The organism is Pseudomonas sp. MSSRFD41 (assembly GCF_014230245.1).
GTDB lineage: Bacteria > Pseudomonadota > Gammaproteobacteria > Pseudomonadales > Pseudomonadaceae > Aquipseudomonas > Aquipseudomonas piscis.
Genome location: NZ_JACKZK010000002.1, coordinates 13,459 through 27,902, shown reverse-complemented (window position 1 = coordinate 27,902; position 14,444 = coordinate 13,459). Strand labels below are relative to the sequence as shown.

General features: G+C 64.9%; 13 protein-coding genes. 5 read left to right on the top strand and 8 right to left on the bottom strand.

The window, feature by feature from the left end:
* Positions 1-32 precede the first annotated feature (32 nt).
* The 5 genes from gshA to tauD all read left to right on the top strand — a co-directional run bounded on the left by gshA (position 33) and on the right by tauD (position 5,398).
* On the top strand, positions 33-1,616 hold the full coding sequence (gene gshA / locus H7A76_RS03810) for a glutamate--cysteine ligase (protein WP_185697277.1): 1,584 nt from the start codon (positions 33-35) through the stop codon (positions 1,614-1,616).
* A gap of 216 nt (positions 1,617-1,832) precedes the next feature.
* Positions 1,833-2,810 carry a taurine ABC transporter substrate-binding protein gene (gene tauA, locus H7A76_RS03805; RefSeq protein ID WP_185697276.1) on the top strand — a complete coding sequence of 326 codons (978 nt, stop codon included), beginning with the start codon at positions 1,833-1,835 and terminating at the stop codon, positions 2,808-2,810.
* Positions 2,811-2,840: 30 nt separating this feature from the next.
* Complete coding sequence (gene tauB / locus H7A76_RS03800) at positions 2,841-3,632, top strand: taurine ABC transporter ATP-binding subunit (RefSeq protein ID WP_185697275.1); 792 nt, start codon at positions 2,841-2,843, stop codon at positions 3,630-3,632.
* On the top strand, positions 3,629-4,465 hold the full coding sequence (gene tauC / locus H7A76_RS03795; RefSeq protein WP_185697274.1) for a taurine ABC transporter permease TauC: 837 nt from the start codon (positions 3,629-3,631) through the stop codon (positions 4,463-4,465). Before tauB ends, tauC begins: the two co-directional genes overlap by 4 nt.
* A 93-nt stretch (positions 4,466-4,558) precedes the next feature.
* Positions 4,559-5,398, top strand: a complete 840-nt coding sequence (gene tauD / locus H7A76_RS03790; protein WP_185697273.1) for a taurine dioxygenase — start codon at positions 4,559-4,561, stop codon at positions 5,396-5,398.
* A 57-nt stretch (positions 5,399-5,455) separates the two neighbouring features.
* Here the strand turns inward: tauD and lpdA are convergent, their stop codons facing one another.
* From lpdA to H7A76_RS03750, 8 genes are read right to left on the bottom strand one after another with little or no spacing between them, the layout of a single operon-like run.
* A complete protein-coding gene (lpdA, locus tag H7A76_RS03785; protein WP_185697272.1) occupies positions 5,456-6,910 on the bottom strand; it encodes a dihydrolipoyl dehydrogenase in 1,455 nt (484 codons plus the stop codon).
* Entirely contained in the window at positions 6,907-7,833 is a 927-nt protein-coding gene (locus tag H7A76_RS03780; protein WP_185697271.1) for an alpha/beta hydrolase, read from the bottom strand. Before H7A76_RS03780 ends, lpdA begins: the two co-directional genes overlap by 4 nt.
* Before the next feature lie 37 nt (positions 7,834-7,870).
* The gene (locus H7A76_RS03775; RefSeq protein ID WP_022644198.1) at positions 7,871-8,068 is read right to left on the bottom strand and encodes a rubredoxin; all 198 of its coding nucleotides are present in this window, start codon (positions 8,066-8,068) and stop codon (positions 7,871-7,873) included.
* A gap of 7 nt (positions 8,069-8,075) precedes the next feature.
* Complete coding sequence (locus H7A76_RS03770; protein ID WP_185697270.1) at positions 8,076-10,040, bottom strand: alpha/beta fold hydrolase; 1,965 nt, start codon at positions 10,038-10,040, stop codon at positions 8,076-8,078.
* Positions 10,041-10,058: 18 nt separating this feature from the next.
* The gene (locus tag H7A76_RS03765; RefSeq protein WP_022644195.1) at positions 10,059-10,379 is read right to left on the bottom strand and encodes an acyl carrier protein; all 321 of its coding nucleotides are present in this window, start codon (positions 10,377-10,379) and stop codon (positions 10,059-10,061) included.
* A gap of 53 nt (positions 10,380-10,432) precedes the next feature.
* The gene (locus tag H7A76_RS03760; protein WP_185697269.1) at positions 10,433-11,389 is read right to left on the bottom strand and encodes an acyl-CoA desaturase; all 957 of its coding nucleotides are present in this window, start codon (positions 11,387-11,389) and stop codon (positions 10,433-10,435) included.
* Between the two features lie 31 nt (positions 11,390-11,420).
* Positions 11,421-12,329 carry an acyl-CoA desaturase gene (locus H7A76_RS03755; protein ID WP_185697268.1) on the bottom strand — a complete coding sequence of 303 codons (909 nt, stop codon included), beginning with the start codon at positions 12,327-12,329 and terminating at the stop codon, positions 11,421-11,423.
* On the bottom strand, positions 12,326-14,188 hold the full coding sequence (locus H7A76_RS03750; protein ID WP_185697267.1) for a fatty acyl-AMP ligase: 1,863 nt from the start codon (positions 14,186-14,188) through the stop codon (positions 12,326-12,328). The genes H7A76_RS03755 and H7A76_RS03750 overlap by 4 nt, the downstream gene beginning before the upstream one ends.
* Between the last annotated feature and the right edge of the window lie 256 nt (positions 14,189-14,444).

The window sequence follows — 14,444 nt, the reverse complement described above, 5'->3', positions numbered from 1 at the left end:
ATTGGGGCGACTGACGCGTGAAGGAATCCAACTTGAGCGAACTTCTCAACCGCCGCCTGGCCCTGCTCGGCGAGCGCGCTAACCTTTCCCTGCTCGAGCAGTGCCTGCACGGCATCGAACGTGAATGCCTGCGGGTCACCGGCGAAGGCCGCCTGGCCCAGACCCCGCATCCGGAAGAACTGGGTTCCGCGCTGACCAACGAACAGATCACCACCGACTATTCCGAGTCGCTGCTGGAGTTCATCACCCCGGCCCTCAAGGACCCGGCGGACACCCTGGCCAGCCTCGACAAGATCCATCGCTTCGCCTACAGCAAGCTCGGCAACGAGTACCTGTGGAGTCCATCGATGCCGTGCCCGTTGCCGGCCGAGGAAGACATCCCGATCGCCTACTACGGCACCTCCAATATCGGCCAGCTCAAGTACGTCTACCGCAAGGGCCTGGCCCTGCGCTACGGCAAGACCATGCAGTGCATCGCCGGTATCCACTACAACTTCTCCCTGCCGGAACAACTCTGGCCGCTGCTCAGGGAAGCCGAGGGCTTCGTCGGCACCGACCGTGACTACCAGTCCGCCGCCTATATCGCCCTGATCCGCAATTTCCGCCGCTACAGCTGGTTGCTGATGTACCTGTTCGGCGCCTCGCCGGCCCTGGATGCGGGTTTCCTGCGGGACCGCTCGCACCAGCTGGAGCAGTTCGACGCCCAGACCCTGTACCTGCCCTATGCCACCAGCCTGCGCATGAGCGACCTGGGCTACCAGAGCAAGGCCCAGGCCGGCCTGACCCCTTGCTACAACGACCTGAACAGCTACACCGACAGCCTGCGCAAGGCGGTGGCCACGCCCTATGCGCCCTACGTGGAAGTCGGCACCCACAAGGATGGTGAGTGGGTCCAGCTGAACACCAACATCCTGCAGATCGAGAACGAGTACTACTCCAACATCCGTCCCAAGCGCGTGACCTATACCGGCGAGCGGCCGATCCAGGCCCTGATGGCCCGGGGCGTGCAGTACGTGGAAGTGCGCTGCCTGGACATCAACCCGTTCCTGCCCCTGGGCATCGACGTGCAGGAAGCCCGCTTCCTCGACGCCTTCCTGCTGTACTGCGCCCTCAACGACAGCCCGCTGCTGGAAAGCACCGAATGCGGCAACGCCACCTCGAACTTCCTCAGCGTGGTCAAGGAAGGCCGGCGCCCTGGCCTGCAGCTGCAACGCCGCGGGCAAGCGGTGGACATGAAGGAATGGGCCGCCGAGCTGCTGGAGAACATCGCCCCGCTGGCCGCCCTGCTGGACCAGAGCCACGGCAGCGATGAACACAGCAAGGCGCTGGACGCCCAGCTGGCCAAGGTCAAGGACTCGTCCCTGACGCCATCGGCCCAGGTCCTGGCGGCCATGACCGAGCACAAGGAGAGCTTCAGCCAGTTCTCCCTGCGCCAGAGCCTGGCCCACGCCGAGCATTTCCGTAGCCAGGCCCTGGCCAAGGAAGATCAGGCAGCGTTCGAAGACGCGGCGCGCAAGTCCCTGGAACAGCAGGCCGAACTGGAACAGAACGAAGTGGGCGATTTCGACGTCTTCGTCGGCGCCTACCAGGCCAGCATCCTGGCCATCAGCAACTGATAGATACACCGCGCTGCATGCATCGCGAGCAAGCTTCGCTCCTACACGGCACCGTCCTGTAGGAGCGAGCGGGCGACGATCCGACTTGCCCGTGCTTCCCCTCTTCAACTCGTTCTCTCTTTCTAAGCTAATTCTAAAACGTTATTTATTTTATAATTCTTAGATCATTTAGGCTCCTCCCACGCCGATCAACGGCCGCCTATGAGGAGCTTTATCGTGAAACTGCATTTCCCCCTTCGCCTCCTGGCGGCCGCCTCCCTGGCCGCAGCGAGTTTCCTTGCCCAGGCGGCCGATCTCACCGTCGCCTACCAGACCACCGTCGACCCGGCCAAGGTCGCCCAGGCCGACGGTCGCTACGAAAAAGCCACCAAGGCCAGCATCGACTGGCGCAAGTTCGACAACGGCGCCGACATCATTGCCGCCATCGCCTCCGGTGACGTACAGATCGGCTACCTGGGCTCCAGCCCCCTGACCGCAGCCGTCACCCGCAAGGTGCCGGTGGAAACCTTCCTGATCGCCACCCAGATCGGCGCCGCCGAGGCCCTGGTGGCTCGCGACGGCTCCGGGATCAACACCCCCCAGGACCTGGTGGGCAAGAAGATTGCCGTGCCCTTCGTCTCCACCGGCCACTACAGCCTGCTGGCGGCGCTCAAGCACTGGAACATCGACCCGGCCAAGGTCCAGGTACTCAACCTGGCGCCGCCGGCGATCATCGCCGCCTGGAAGCGCGGCGACATCGACGCCACCTACGTCTGGGACCCGGCCCTGGGCGTGGCCAAGGAAAACGGCAAGGTGCTGATCACCTCGGGCGAGCTGGCCAAATTCGGCGCGCCGACCTTCGACGCCTGGATCGTGCGCAAGGATTTCGCCCAGAAGCACCCGGAAATCGTCAGCGCTTTCGCCAAGGTGACCCTGGATGCCTACGCCGACTACCGCAAGGACCCGCAGGCCTGGCTGGCCAACCAGGGCAACATCGACAAGCTGGTGAAGCTCTCCGGAGCCAAGGCCAGCGACATCCCCCTGCTGCTGCAAGGCAACGTCTACCCGCTGGCTGCCGACCAGGTCGCAAGCCTCGGCGCGCCGACCACCAAGGCCATCACCGACACCGCGGTATTCCTCAAGGAACAAGGCAAGGTCGAAGCCGTGCTGCCGGACTACGCCCCCTACGTCAGCGCCCGGTTCATCAGCAACTGAGGCTGCGCGTTCGCAAAGGAGACAGCCGTCATGGCTTTGCTACAACTGGAGCGCATCAGCGCACAGTACCCCGGCGCCGCCGAAGCGGTGCTGGCCGATATCTCCCTGACCCTGGGGCCACAGCAACTGCTGGTCGCCCTGGGGCCCTCCGGCAGCGGCAAGACTTCGCTGCTCAACCTGATCGCCGGTTTCGTCGAGCCCAGCGCCGGGCGCATCAGCCTCGATGGCGTGCCGGTGCAAGGGCCCGGCGCCGAGCGTGGCGTGGTGTTCCAGGACGATGCCCTGCTGCCCTGGCAGGACGTGCTGGCCAACGTCGCCTTCGGCCTCGAACTGGCTGGCGTGGCCCGCGACAAGCGCGAAGCCCGGGCCCGGGAAATGCTCGCCCTGGTGGACCTGGCCGGTTTCGACAAGCGGCGCATCTGGCAGCTCTCCGGGGGCCAGAAGCAACGTGTCGGCCTGGCTCGCGCCCTGGCCGCCGATCCACGGCTGCTGCTGATGGACGAGCCTTTCGGCGCCCTGGACGCCTTCACGCGCGAGCAGATGCAGGAACTGTTGCTGCAAGTCTGGCGACGCACCGCCAAGCCAGTGTTCCTGATCACCCACGACATCGAGGAAGCGGTGTTCCTGGCCACCGACCTGATTCTCCTGGCGCCCAACCCAGGCCAGATCGTCGAGCGCCTGCACCTGGACTTCGGCCAGCGGTATGCCGCCGGCGAGTCGGCCCGGGCGATCAAGTCCGATCCACGCTTCATCGAAACCCGCGAGCACGTGCTGGCGCGGGTGTTCTCCCAACGCACCAGCCCGCAGCAGGAGCGCCCATGAGCAGCTACGAGATTCCCGCCACCGCCAGCCACGAGGCCCACTCCAGGCCACTGGCGGCGCGGCGCAGCCTGAGCACCCGCTGGATCAGCGTGCTGACCCTGGTCGGCCTGCTGGCGCTGTGGTGGGCGGTCACCGCCAGCGGCCTGGTGGAACCGCTGTTCCTGCCCTCGCCTGGGGCCGTGGTGCAAAAGGGCTGGTTGCTGGCCACCAGCGGCTACATGGACGCCACCTTGTGGCAGCACCTGGCCGCGAGCCTGCAACGTATCGGCCTGGGCCTTAGCCTCGCGGTGCTGACGGCGATCCCGGTGGGCATCGCCATCGGCGCCAGCCGCGTCGCCCGGGGCGTGCTGGACCCGCTGATCGAGTTCTACCGGCCGATCCCGCCTTTGGCCTACCTGCCCTTGATCGTGATCTGGTGCGGCATCGGCGAGCTGTCCAAGGTGCTGCTGATCTACCTGGCGATCTTCGCCCCGATCGCCATCGCCACCGCCACCGGCGTGCGCACCGTCGACCCGGCCAAGCTGCGGGCGGCGCAGTCCCTGGGGGCGACCCGGGTCCAGCTGATCCGCCATGTGGTCCTGCCCAGCGCCTTGCCGGACATCCTCACCGGAATCCGCATCGGCCTCGGCGTGGGCTGGTCGACCCTGGTGGCCGCCGAACTGATCGCCGCCACCAGCGGCCTTGGGTTCATGGTGCAGTCCGCCGCACAGTTCCTGGTCACCGATGTGGTAGTGCTGGGGATCCTGGTGATCGCAGTGATCGCCTTCGCCATGGAGATGGGCTTGCGGGCCCTGCAGCGCAAGCTGGTGCCCTGGCACGGTCAGAGCCACTGAGCAGCCTTGGACGAAGCCAGCAACATTCAGATCGATACAGATAAAACCGAATCCGACCACGCCGACCGTTCGGCGCCGCATACGAGAACCCGCATGAGCCTGACCATCACCCCCTTGAGTTCCGCCCTCGGCGCGCAGATCGACGGCATCGATATCAGCCAGCCGCTGGACGACAAACAGCGCGACGCCATCGAGCAGGCCCTGCTCGAGCATCAGGTGCTGTTCTTTCGCAACCAGCCGATCACCCCGCAGCAGCAGGCGCGTTTCGCCGCCCACTTCGGTGACCTGCATATCCACCCGATCTACCCCAACGTACCGGAACAGCCGGAAGTGCTGATCCTCGACACCGCCGAGACCGATGTGCGCGACAACGCCATCTGGCACACCGACGTCACCTTCCTGCCGACCCCGGCACTGGGCGCGGTGCTCAGCGCCAAGCTGCTGCCCAAGTTCGGCGGCGACACCCTGTGGGCCAGCGGCATCGCTGCCTACGAGGCGCTGTCGGAACCGATGAAGAACCTGCTGCAAGGCCTGACCGCCACCCACGAGTTCATCAAGTCCTTCCCCCTGGAGCGCTTCGGCAATACCCCCGAGGACCTGGCGCGCTGGGAAGAAACCCGGCGCAAGAACCCACCGCTGTCGCACCCGGTGATCCGCACCCACCCGGTGAGCGGGCGCAAGTCGCTGTTCGTCAACGATGGCTTCACCACCCGGATCAACGAACTGTCGGACAGTGAGAGCGAAGCCATTCTCAAGCTGCTGTTCGCCCACGCCACGCGCCCGGAATTCACCATTCGCTGGCGCTGGCAGGAAAACGACGTGGCGTTCTGGGACAACCGCGTGACCCAGCACTACGCCGTGGACGACTACCGTCCACAGCGCCGGGTGATGCAGCGCGCGACCATTCTCGGGGATGCGCCGTTCTTCCGCTGAAACGCGGCGGCGCTGACAGGTCCCGGCCCCGCTGACCACGGGGCCGGGCCCGGCTCGCTAGTTAACGCTGGCGGCCGGTTTCTTCTTGCGGTTGCCGATGTGGATGGCGTGGCCATTCACCGACAGCGCCGCCTCATGCAGGGCCTCGGACAGGGTCGGATGGGAGAACACCATCATCCCCAGGTCTTCGGCGCTGGTGCCGAACTCCATGCCGATGGCGCCTTCCTGGACCAGCTCTGCGGCGCCGGGCCCGATCACATGCACGCCCAGCACCCGGTCGGTGCCAGCGTCGGCGATCACCTTGACCAGCCCCGCAGTGTCGTTGGCCGCCATGGCCCGGCTGCTGGCGGAGAAGGGGAAGGTGCCGATGTTCAGCTCGACGCCCGCGGCCTTGAGCGCCTGTTCGGTCTGGCCGACCCAGGCGATTTCCGGGTGGGTATAGATCACTGAGGGAATCAGCTCGTAGTTGAGCGGATGCGAATGCCCGGCAAGGCTTTCGGCGACCATCACGCCCTCTTCCGAGGCCTTGTGCGCCAGCATCGGCCCGCGCACCACGTCACCGATGGCATACACCCCGGGAACGCTGGTCTGGCACTGGCCGTCGACATGGATGAAACCACGTTCGTCCAGTTGCACGCCGCTGTCGGCGGCCAGCAGGTCGGTAGTCAAGGGACGCCGGCCAACGGCGACGATCAACCGGTCGAAGGTCTGCTGCTTGTCCTCGCCAGCCTCGGTCAGGCTGACCTTGACGCTATCGCCTTGCACCTCGGAAGCGGTCACCCGGGCGCCGAGGCGGATATCCAGGCCCTGCTTGCCGAGGATCTTCTGCGCCTCCTTGGCGATCTGCGCATCCACTGCCGGCAGGAAGCTGTCGAGGGCCTCGAGCACCGTCACCTCGGCGCCCAGGCGGGCCCAGACCGAACCCAGCTCCAGGCCGATGACCCCGGCGCCGATGACCCCGAGGCGCTTGGGCACGCTGGTGAATTCCAGGGCGCCGGTGGAGTCGACGATCACCTCCCCGGTCAGGGGCGCTGCCGGGATGTCGATCGGCCGCGAACCGGGGGCCAGGATGACGTGCTCGGCGCTGATGCGCTGGGTGCTGCCGTCGGCGGCAGTGACCTCCACTTCCTTGTTGGCCAGCAGCTTGCCGTGGCCTTCCAGCACCGCCACGCCATTGGCCTTGAACAGCGAGGCGATGCCGCCGTTGAAGTTGCGTACCACGTTGTCCTTGCGGGCCAGCATCGTCGCCACGTCCATCTGCGGGTTGCCGATGCCGATGCCGTGCACCTCGAAGCCGTGGCGCGCCTCGTAGTAGTGATGGGAGCTGTCGAGCAGCGCCTTGGAGGGAATGCAGCCTACGTTCAGGCAGGTACCACCCAGGGCGGTCTTGCCGTCCTTGCCCTTGTAGCGCTCGATACAGACCGTCTTCAGTCCCAGTTGCGCCGCGCGGATCGCGGCTACATAACCACCGGGGCCCGCGCCGATAACGATCACATCGTAACTTTCACTCATAGGTTGCCGTCCTTTGCACAGACAAAATCGACCACGGCTCCCATGGTCGCCCTGTCCTTGAGAATTTTCAGATGACCAAGCCCGCGGGTCTGCAGGACCTGCCGGTGCCGCAACCCCTGGGCGAAGGATTGCAGGTCGTCCGCCGGAACCTCCTGGTCCTGCTGGTCATGGACCAGCAGCACCGGGATGTCTACCTGTTGGCCGTAACGGCTGACCGCCAGGCTGCCCATGTCTTTCTGATAGCGTTGCTCGACCAGGCGTTGCATGCGCTGCCTGACGTCGTCGTTGATCCACAGGAACGCCGCGAAACGCCGGACGACGTTTTCAATGTCGGCCGGCGCCGCCACCAGCACCGCGCGCTGGAAACCCTTGCCGATGTCGGTGCTCAAAGCGTAGCCCGCTGCGGCGCCCCCCAGGGAATGACCGATCACGGTATCGAAGGGGCCCAACTGCTGCTGGACCTGGTCGAGCATGCTGACGAAGGTCGGCAGCGACGCCTGCCGGCCACCGCTGCCGCCATGGCCGATGCAGTCGAAGGACAAGACTTCGCAGCCCTGCTCCAGCAATAGCGGGATCAAGTACTGCCACTGGGTACTGGCACCACTCCAGCCATGTACCAGTACCACCCGGCGCCGGACCTGCGAAGGCGTCCAGCGAAAGCAGCGCAAGCGCCCGTCCCCGGTTTCCAGGTCCTGCACCGTGGCACTGGGCAGCGTCCGCGGGAAATGCTGGCGCAGCCGCTGTGGCGTGGTGAAGATCTTCAGCGCCCGCTGCGCAGCCCGCTGCGGAAGAAGCCGCGACTCAATCCAGAAACTGCAGCGCAGCGCGCCCAGGACCGTGTTGTAGATGCCCTTGAACAGCACCTTCCTGAAACTGCTGCGCCGGGCCCTGGCCACCACCGGCGGGTGTTCTTGAGTCGCCATCTTCCTTCCTCATCGACTACAGATTTCAAGCGTCGGGTTACAGCTTCACCATGTTGAAGTCCAATTTGCCCACGCCACATTCAGGACAGGTCCAGTCATCGGCGATGTCGTCCCAGGCGGTGCCCGGAGGCACCCCCGAATCCGGATCTCCCAGCCGTTGATCGTAGATCCAGCCGCAAATCAGGCACATCCAAAGGCCGGACTCGGCCACAGCGTTTTCAGCATAGGTCGTCATATCGTTCTCATGCGCTGGCCTGGGCCACTTCGGCCACCTTGATGTTCTCGGCGAGGAACCGCGCCACCTGCTCCAGTACCGCGGCATCGGAGAGGATCCGCACATGGCCGAGGCCGGATACCGGCTCCAGCTTGGCCCACGGCATCAGCGTGGTGATCTGCTGCGCCTCGCAGAACGGTACGGTCGGGTCCTCCTGGTCGTGCAGCACCAGCATCGGCAGTTGCAGGGCGTTGCCCAGCGCCGGGATGTCCCAGTGCTGGACCGGCACGCCATTGCGCTTCCACAGTTCGCGGTGCATGGCCTGGACGATCTGCGGCTTGAGCTGCAGGTAGCCGTTGGCCCAGCGGTCGATCACCACCGGCAGGTTGGCCGGCGAGCCCAGGAGGCACATGGCCTTGATCCGATGGGTCTCGGCCAGCTCGGCCAGGGCGCCGGTGGCGGCGATACCGCCCAGGGAATGGGCGACGATGCCCACCACGTCACCCAGGGCGACGATGGCGGCTTTCACTGCGTCCTTGAACTCGGTCATGGTGCTCAGCGAGCCCGGCGAGATGCCGTGGGCCGGTGCATCGAAGGTCGCGACCTTGAAGCCCTGGCGCTGCAGTACCCGGGTGAAGGAGTACATGCTGCGGCTGTCGGCGCCCCAGCCATGGACCAGCAGGATGGTCTCCTCGCCCGTGCCCCACTGGTAGCCATGGGGAACGCCGGGGATGCCCTTGATGTGGAAGCGCTGGGCCCCTAGGGGGCTCATTTCCTTGTCCGGCTGCTTGATGTATTCGCGGGTGTAGCCGAACAGGTCGGTGGCCCTGGCGCCGGCGCGATCGGGGGCCAGCGAGCCCAGCACGCTCATGTAGCTGCGCAGGGCCTGCTGCTTCATGGTCATCGGGCCACTGTAGCCGGTGCGGGTGTCGGCTGTTCCCGGCGACTGGTCGAAGGACTCGTAGAAGCCATTGACCGGATCGTACAGGTGGCAATGGCGCGCCACATGCCAGACGTCCTGCACGGTCAGGGGTTTTTCCCGGACCATCCCGGGGAAGGCGGACTTCAGTGCAGCCTGGGCCTCGGGCAGGTTGTAGTGGGGAATGATCGGGGCCACGTGGTGAGCGGTGTGCACCGAGATGTAATGGGTCAGGAACAGCAGCCACTTCGGATACATGTAGTCGGTGGTCAGCAGCAGGCGGCTGCTGTTGAAGCTCCAGTGCTCCTTGGTCAGGAACGGAGTCTCGTCACTGATGTGATGCATCATGGTGGTCAGGCTGAACCAGGCGTGGATCGCCAGCCAAGGGGCGACGAAATACAGGAACAGCCCGGTGAAACCGGTGAAGTACACCAGGGTCGGCAGGTAGATCACCGCGGCCACGACCATGAACAGGATCGAACGACGCACTTCGTTGCGCGCCTCGAGCTTGGGGAACATCTCCGGCCGGAACCCCGAGTGCCGCTGGTAGTTCACCGTCCCCAGCCAGAACAGCCAGGTGCGGGTGCTGCTGTAGACCAGCTTGTCCCACCAGGGCATGGCGTCGTATTGCACGCGCAGCACCGGGCGCCAGTCGACGTCCATCTCCAGGTTGTTGGTGTTGGCGTGGTGCATGTTGTGCATGTGGCGCCAGCCGTGGAACGGGTACAGCAGGGGCAGCAAGGCGATGTGCCCCAGGATGTGGTTGAAGCTGCGGCTGCGGGAAAACGAGTTGTGCCCGCAATCGTGGGCCACGCAGAACAGACCCCAGCCCCCCAGGCCGGCAATCAGCCACAGCGGCAGGTAGAAAGCCCAGTGCACATGGGCGACCGCCACCACCGCGCCGATATAGAGCGCATAGCTGACGACGAAGCTGAGCATCCCGCGCCAGACGCGGGGCGTATATAGGTGCTTGGGAATGGCGTCGGTCAGACGCAGGCCCTCGATCTCCTGTGAACGTCGGAGCAGCTCGTTGAATTTGTCCGTTTTTTGCGTGGGCATCTGTACAAAGGCCATGGCCTAGCTCCTGCGAAGTCAAACTTCGGATGTGGTCAGTTCACTGGCCAGGTATTTGGACAGGTCATCGATGCTGGAGTATTCGAACAGCAACGCCGGCGACAGGCGTTGTTCCATGAACTTCTCCAGGTCGCCCGCCACCTTCACCGCCACCAATGAATCCAGGCCATAGGCCTCGAAGGTGCGCGCGGTATCGACCTGCGATGGTTCGATCTTCAGCAGGGTCGCCATGCGTTGCACCAGCCAGTGCTTGATGTTTTCCTCGTTGAGTTCCACCGGAGCCTGTTTCTTCTCCGAAAAACTCAAGGTGCTCAGCAAATTGGAAATGAAGTTGGACATAGGTTTCTTCCTTGATGAGTGGGGGGTGTTGTACGACCTGGGAATCCCGCTGTTCAGGATGAGGCCTGACGCTTACGGACCTTGTCGATCATTGCCTGGGAGGGTGAACGCAGGTCTGAGACCAGTCTCAGCTTGCCCATTAACGCCAGTGTCCAGCCCGACAGGTCGGGCTCCCACCAATGCACGCCATGCCGGTACCAGGCAGGAAATGCGTGGTGATTGTTTTGCAGCCCCTCGCCGAAGGTGAGGAACGCGATGAGCCAGTTGTTGGTGCTCTGGTCGTGGGTCACGAACGGCCGGCTGCCATAGCGATGGCAGATCGAGCCCACGCACCAGGCCGCCTGGTTGGCGATGAACAGCCGCGCCAGGCCACCGAAGATCAGGCCGCTCCAGGCGCCCTCCCAGCTCCGGGTGACCAGGCCGCCGATCGCACCGGGCAGCAGCACGCCCAGGACCACCCAGAGCAGGTAGGTCTGGTTGTAGAAGAACAGCCGCCGGTCACGCAGGATGTCGGGGGCGAAGTAGTTCCAGCTGGAGATGTCCGGGGTCAGCATCCATGGCATGTGCGCATGCCACAGGCCCTTGGCCCGGCCCCAGCGGTCCTCGCCCAGCAAGTTGGGCGAATGCGGATCGCCCTGCTGGTCGCTGTAGGTGTGGTGGCGCCGATGGGTGGTGACCCAGAACAGGATCGGCCCCTGGGCCGCCATCGAACCGGCGATCAGCATCAAGCCGCTCATCAGCCGCGAGGTCTTGAACGCCCGGTGCGCCAGGTAACGGTGGTAACCCATGGAAACCCCGAACATCTGCACCGCGTAGAACACCCCGAAGAGGATGAAGTCCAGGGCATGGACCTGGCCGGTAACCCACAGGCGGATGGCCTCGAAGGTCCCGAACAGCGGCACCAGCATCACGGCCAGGGCGATACGCGCCTTGGTTTTCGCCGCCTGGGGACTCAGTTGGGCAACCCCGCCGATCTCGGGAGTAGCCGTGGTTGAACGTATTTCGTCCATGAATAGCTTCCTGTGAGGTGAGTACCGACTATCAGCTTTCCGAGGGTTCCGCCGCCGTGCTCGGGCCGGGACGCTTGACGTCCCAGACCAGCCCGCACAGCGCCAGCGTCTCGATGAACAGCCCACCGATATCCAGCTGCCAGGGCTTGAGGCCGGCATGGGCCAGCGCCGGGAAGGCATGATGGTTGTTGTGCCAGCCCCCCCCGACGGTGGGGATCGCCAGCCAGAACACGTTGCGGCTGGTATCCCGAGTCTTGTGATCGCGACCGCCGACCTTGTGGGCGAAGGAGTTGATGCACCAAGTGGCGTGGTCCACCAGGAAGATCCGTACGAAGCCACCCCACAGCAGGCCGCTCAGGGCGCCTTCCCAGCTACGGGCGATCAGCCCGCAGGCCAGGGTCGGTAGCAACAGGCCGAGGATGATCCACAGGTAGTAGCGCTGGTTGACCTGCATGACCAGGCGATCGCGCAGCAGGTCGGGGACGAACTGGCTCCAGTTCTGCTTGCGCAGGCTGAACAGCCAGCCCAGGTGAGCATGCCACCACCCCTGGAGATTGCCGGCCAGGCCTTCCTTGAGAGCCCGCGGTGAGTGCGGGTCGCCTTCCTTGTCGGTGAATGCATGGTGCTGGCGATGGGTCGCGGCCCAGAACAGGATCGGCCCCTGGGCCGCCATCGACCCGGCGATCCCGAAGAACGCGGTGACCACCGGGCCGGCCTTGAACGCGTGGTGGGAGAAGAAGCGGTGCATCCCCACCTCCACCCCCAGGGCAGTCAGCAGGTACATGCTGGCCAGGGCGCCGACTTCCAGCCAGCTGATGCCCTGGTGCCAGGCCAGGACCAGGGCGGCCACGGTGCCGACCGCCGGCACGCCGACAGTCAACCAGGCCAGCTGGCGCTCGCGCTGGCCGGTACGATCGATAGGAGGATTCATCGCGGTCATGACAGGGCATCCGTAGCAGTTTTGAGAGGTTGTGCCGCCCCGCGCCCGGCGCCGTATCGCGCCAGGCTGCCGTCGAGCAGGGCCTTGCGGGTGGCCTGGCGCTGGACCTTGCCGCTGGTGGTCAGCGGAATGCCGCCCATGGGCGCCAGGTGAATGCACGCCGGAGCCACGCCGAACTGGCTGACCAGGGCGCTGGTGAGCACCTGGCGCAGTTGTTCCTGCTGGGCTTCGTCAAGCTTCTCGCTGCGCTTGATCTCGGCCACGATCGCCAACTGCTCTTGCTGGCCGTTGTCCAGGCCCACCGCCACGCAGCCATTGCTGCGAATGCGCGGGTCGGCGCTCTCCACCGCCAGCTCCAGGTCCTGTGGATAAAGATTGCGCCCGGCGATGATGATCAGATCCTTGAGGCGCCCGGTGACGAACAGCTCGCCCAGGTGCAGCGCACCCAGGTCGCCGGTGCGCATGAAATGCCCCTCGACGCCTGGCAGGCGAGCGCGGAACACCTGCTCGCTCAGCACTTCCTTGCCCCAGTAGCCGGCCCCGACGTTGCCGCCCTGGACCCAGATCTCGCCGACCTGGCCGTCCGCCACGGGCAGCAGGCTGACCGGGTCGACGATCGCCAGATGCAGGCCCGGCGCCACCCGGCCACTGCTGACCAGTGGCAAGGCCAGGGCATGGTCGGCCTCGACCACCGCCAGGGTGCCGGTGGCCAGCTGGTCCCGGTCGACCTGGACGCCGAACGCCGGTTCGTCATGGGGCTTGCCCGAGACCAGTACCGTCGATTCGGCCAAGCCATAGCAAGGCCCCAGCGCCGCCGGATCGAAGCCGGCGGCGGCGAAACGCTCGGCGAAACGCGCCAGGGTGCCTTGTCGGACCGGTTCGGCCCCGCAGTAGATGGCCTTGAGCTTGCTCAGGTCGAGCGCGGCCAGCTCGGCATCGCTGATGCTGTCCACGCACAAATCGAAGGCGAAGTTCGGCGCGATGGTCACGCTGGCGCCGAAGCGCGACACCGCATCCAGCCAGCGCAACGGCCGCTGGACGAAATGCCCGGGGCTGATGAGCACGGTCGGGAAAGCGTCGTAGATCGGCTGCAGGATCCCGCCCATCAAGCCCATGTCGTGGTAGGGCGGGAGCCAGCTGCAACCCACCCGCTGTTGCGCCGGCCCCATCCACTCACTGGCGCTGCGGCAGTTACTGTAGAGATTGGCGTGGGTCAGCATCACGCCCTTGGGCGCCGAGGTCGAACCCGAGGTGTACTGCAGCAGCGCCAACTGGCCGGGAGGGAGGTCCCCGGCGCTCCAGGCCGAATCCGTGGCAGCCAGTTGCTCCGGGTCAACCCATTGCGGCGCCGGCAGCTCGCCGCTGAGCAGGGCGTTGACGCGCTCCTGGGAACGCATGAAACGCGCGCTGGTAAGCACGATCTGCGGGTGCGCGTCGGCACAGATCAGCGCCAACCGCTCCAGCCCCCGGGTACCCACGGGCGGGAACGCCGGGATCGCTACGGCGCCGGCCAGGAACAGGCCGAACAGGGAAACGATGTAGTCGATGCCGGTCTCGAACAGCATCAGCACCCGCTTGCCCCGGGGCTCGAAGATCTGCAGCGCGCCCGCCAGTTGTTGGCTACGCTTCCAGAGTTCCGCGTAGCTGATGGCGACCTGCTCCTGCTCGCCGTCGAGCAGGTGGATGAAGGCTATCGCCTCGGGTTGGCGCCAGGCGCGGTAGGCCAGCACTTGGGTAACCGAACTTAAACATTCGATACCCAGGTTTTCAGCCAGCGATTGATCATTGGCTTCTACTAGTTGTGCTGAGAAGGTCTGGTTGACATCGCTTAGATAGTCACGAGGCACGGCGTAGTTCATTCAAAATCCTTTTTAAATGGAGAGCCTTATATCGACCTGATGGTCACTTATTATTTTCAGCACTAAGGAACCGAACAAACACCCCCTCATCGATAGGGAGCTATTACAGAGGCAGTAGTTAAGATGTCATTTTGCTGACAGAACAACGCAATCACTTGGTGACTGCATATTTTTATGTCCCGCGACAACTAACGTGGGCGGAGAAAGTGAAACCTGGATGCGTTGTGAAGTCTGCCACCGGCTTGTATATTTTGCT

Bases quoted from the DNA above. Each gene is read 5' to 3' on its own strand.
- tauB (WP_185697275.1), top strand. From the start codon at position 2,841: ATGGCTTTGCTACAACTGGAGCGCATCAGCGCACAGTACCCCGGCGCC.
- tauC (WP_185697274.1), top strand. From the start codon at position 3,629: ATGAGCAGCTACGAGATTCCCGCCACCGCCAGCCACGAGGCCCACTCC.
- tauD (WP_185697273.1), top strand. From the start codon at position 4,559: ATGAGCCTGACCATCACCCCCTTGAGTTCCGCCCTCGGCGCGCAGATC.
- lpdA (WP_185697272.1), bottom strand. From the start codon at position 6,910: ATGAGTGAAAGTTACGATGTGATCGTTATCGGCGCGGGCCCCGGTGGT.
- H7A76_RS03780 (WP_185697271.1), bottom strand. From the start codon at position 7,833: ATGGCGACTCAAGAACACCCGCCGGTGGTGGCCAGGGCCCGGCGCAGC.
- H7A76_RS03775 (WP_022644198.1), bottom strand. From the start codon at position 8,068: ATGACGACCTATGCTGAAAACGCTGTGGCCGAGTCCGGCCTTTGGATG.
- H7A76_RS03770 (WP_185697270.1), bottom strand. From the start codon at position 10,040: ATGGCCTTTGTACAGATGCCCACGCAAAAAACGGACAAATTCAACGAG.
- H7A76_RS03765 (WP_022644195.1), bottom strand. From the start codon at position 10,379: ATGTCCAACTTCATTTCCAATTTGCTGAGCACCTTGAGTTTTTCGGAG.
- H7A76_RS03760 (WP_185697269.1), bottom strand. From the start codon at position 11,389: ATGGACGAAATACGTTCAACCACGGCTACTCCCGAGATCGGCGGGGTT.
- H7A76_RS03755 (WP_185697268.1), bottom strand. From the start codon at position 12,329: ATGACCGCGATGAATCCTCCTATCGATCGTACCGGCCAGCGCGAGCGC.
- H7A76_RS03750 (WP_185697267.1), bottom strand. From the start codon at position 14,188: ATGAACTACGCCGTGCCTCGTGACTATCTAAGCGATGTCAACCAGACC.